The sequence below is a fragment of the Ferruginibacter sp. genome, from assembly GCF_014377975.1.
Lineage (GTDB): Bacteria > Bacteroidota > Bacteroidia > Chitinophagales > Chitinophagaceae > Ferruginibacter.
On sequence record NZ_JACMOO010000091.1, the window covers coordinates 1 to 2,790 of the forward strand.

Annotated in this window: 2 protein-coding genes and 1 pseudogene; 1 reads left to right on the forward strand and 2 read right to left on the reverse strand. The window is 37.2% G+C overall.

The genetic code is table 11. From position 1 onward, the window contains the following. Nucleotides 1-12 precede the first annotated feature (12 nt). The gene (locus H7254_RS05255; RefSeq protein WP_301931983.1) at nucleotides 13-960 is read right to left on the reverse strand and encodes a nitronate monooxygenase family protein; all 948 of its coding nucleotides are present in this window, start codon (nucleotides 958-960) and stop codon (nucleotides 13-15) included. 13 nt (nucleotides 961-973) lie between these two features. Beyond that, nucleotides 974-1,978, reverse strand: coding sequence for a sugar phosphate nucleotidyltransferase (locus tag H7254_RS05260; protein WP_301931984.1), 1,005 nt, complete (start codon nucleotides 1,976-1,978; stop codon nucleotides 974-976). A gap of 368 nt (nucleotides 1,979-2,346) precedes the next feature. On the opposite strand from H7254_RS05260, the pseudogene glyA reads away from it, so the two are divergent. Then, nucleotides 2,347-2,790: pseudogene (glyA, locus tag H7254_RS05265) on the forward strand (serine hydroxymethyltransferase); the annotation flags it as partial.

The following is a 2,790-nucleotide window of genomic DNA, read 5'->3' on the forward strand; positions in this document are numbered from 1 at the left end:
GCAAATATAGCGTTATTTGTGAAAGCTCCTTAGCAGGGCATTGTATTCACCCCATATTTCATTAACAATTTCTGCTGCAGGTTGTATTTTATTTAGTTGGGTACAAGCTTGCCCAATTTCTAATTCTCCTTCTTCCAAATCTCCTTCAAACATTCCTTTTTTTGCTCTTCCCCGCCCTAATAAAGTGGAAAGTTCTTCTACACTAGCGTTCTGATTTTCAGCGCTTTTTACCTCATCATAAAACTTATTTTTTAACAAGCGGACGGGTGTTAATTTTTTCAAAGAGAGTTCAGTATCTCCTTCTCCGGCGGAAATAACTGCATTTTTAAAATTAATGTGGCAAGAGGCTTCATCGCTTACTATAAATCTACTACCGATTTGTACCGCACTTGCCCCCAAAATCATAGCGGCTAACATTTGCCTACCTGTTGCAATACCTCCTGCAGCAATAACAGGGATAGAAATTTTTTCTTTAACCGCCGGTATTAATACAAAACTTGTAGTTTCTTCTCGCCCATTATGGCCACCTGCTTCAAAACCTTCAGCAACCACAGCATCGCAACCGGCAGCTTCTGCCTTTTGAGCAAACTTGCTGCTGCTTACCACATGAACAACTTTTATGCCTGCGGCTTTTAATATAGAAGTAAATGATTTTGGGTTACCTGCGCTTGTAAATACGATGGGTACTTTGTTTTCAATAATTATTTGAATATGTTCTTCTATATTAGGATAAAGCAAGGGTACATTCACTGCAAAGGGTTTATCTGTAGCCGCTTTGCATTTAATAATATGTTCTTTCAACACGTTTGGGTACATGCTGCCACTGCCAATTATACCCAACCCACCTGCATTGCTTACTGCACTTGCAAGCTGCCAGCCACTTGCCCAAATCATTCCTGCCTGTATAATTGGTTTTTCAATATTAAAAAGCCGGGTTATTTCATTTGAAAAAACATTCATAAAAAACAATGATTTATTTAGTGCCACCGCCAAGATCAATGGCGGTATTGTCTCCAATATTTAAATTTCTGCTCACGCCTTTTACTTCTGCATCGCTGCCGATGAGTGAGTTATTTAAAACTATTTCGTACAAATTGGAATACGCTCCAATAATTGAATCTTTTATAATGGCGTGGTTGATTGTAGTGTTATCGCCAATGGTAACATTGGGACCAATAACAGAATTGCCGATTATACAGCCTTTACCAATGCTTACGGGAGGAATAAAAACGCTGTTTTTATGGTGGCTCGATTCTTCTACAGAACTGCCGAATTTTTTTAAAAGGATTGCGTTTGATTCAATGAGTGATTCTTTTTTACCACAATCGAACCAATTGGTAACTTTCATTGCTTTAAAACTTGCTCCTCTTTGAATCATACACTCTAATGCATCCGTTAAACTAAACTCATCGTAACTGCGGAGTTTTGAATCCTGTATTTTATGCAGGCATTCAAATAAAATAGTCGTTTCTTTTACTTTATATATACCAACCAATGCCATATTGCTTTTAGGGATGGCAGGTTTTTCAATAACTTTTGTAATAAAACCGTCTTCCGCTATTTCTGCAACACCAAAATTTCGGGGATCGTCAACTCTTTTTACTGCCAAAACGGAGTAAGGCGTATTGATCATTTCAGCAATATCAAATTCTGCAATTGTATCGCCCAATACAATCAGCACTTCATCTTCACCAACAATCTCTTGTGTAATTTCTATTGCATGGCCTGTACCTTGCCTTTCATTTTGGGTAATAAAATGGGTATTAAGTTCCGGGTAATTTAATTGTACGTAATCCTTAATTTTTTCACCTAGATAACCAATTATAAAAATAAAGTCAGTTATACCTGCTTCCTTTAATTGATCTACAATAATACTTAAAATGGTTTTGCCCGCAAGCGGGATAAGTGCTTTGGGTTGAGTATATGTATGTGGACGAAGTTTTGTTCCTGCGCCGGCAACTGGTATAATAGCCTTCATTAAAATAATATTGATTTAGCTGGTAACAAGTTACACCATAGTTTGCAGCATTTAATTTTGGAGGGTGAAATTAATATTTTTAAAACAAAGGATTTAAAAATTATAAAATTGAAAAAGGTTGTACATAAAAGTTGAAAAAGATATACTGATGAAGTTAGCCCATACCTGAAGGCAGGACGGCAGGCAGGCAGGTAGAAAAGGTACCGAAACCCGTGTTAGCAAACAAAGCGAGGTACGAGCTGTAGTTTTGCTTTACATGGGTGCTGGTAGAGTTGGATACAAATGTTTCATCTTGCGAAAATGCACATGCTCCTAAAAAATAAAATTTAAAATTGCCGTGCTTATCTTTACAATTCAAAATAATATTTATGCAAAGAGATACTGCTTTATTTGATTTGATTGAACAGGAAGCTGAAAGACAGCAACATGGTATTGAACTGATTGCGAGTGAAAATTTTACGAGCAAACAAGTGATGGAAGCAATGGGAACCTGCCTTACAAATAAATATGCAGAGGGTTATCCAGGTAAAAGATATTATGGCGGTTGTGAGGTTGTTGATGAGGTGGAGCAGCTTGCAATAGACAGAATAAAAAAAGTTTTTAATTGCGAATATGCAAACGTGCAGCCGCATAGTGGTGCACAGGCAAATGCAGCTTTAATGCTGGGTATTTTAAAACCCGGCGATGCAATACTTGGTTTGGATTTAAGTATGGGCGGACATCTTACACACGGATCTCCTGTAAATTTTTCTGGAAAATATTACCGTCCGTTTTTTTATGGCGTAAAAAAAGAGACGGGTTTGATAGATTAC

Excerpts from the sequence above, each read along its gene's own strand:
- H7254_RS05255 (WP_301931983.1), bottom strand. The coding sequence starts at position 960 with ATGAATGTTTTTTCAAATGAAATAACCCGGCTTTTTAATATTGAAAAA.
- H7254_RS05260 (WP_301931984.1), bottom strand. The coding sequence starts at position 1,978 with ATGAAGGCTATTATACCAGTTGCCGGCGCAGGAACAAAACTTCGTCCA.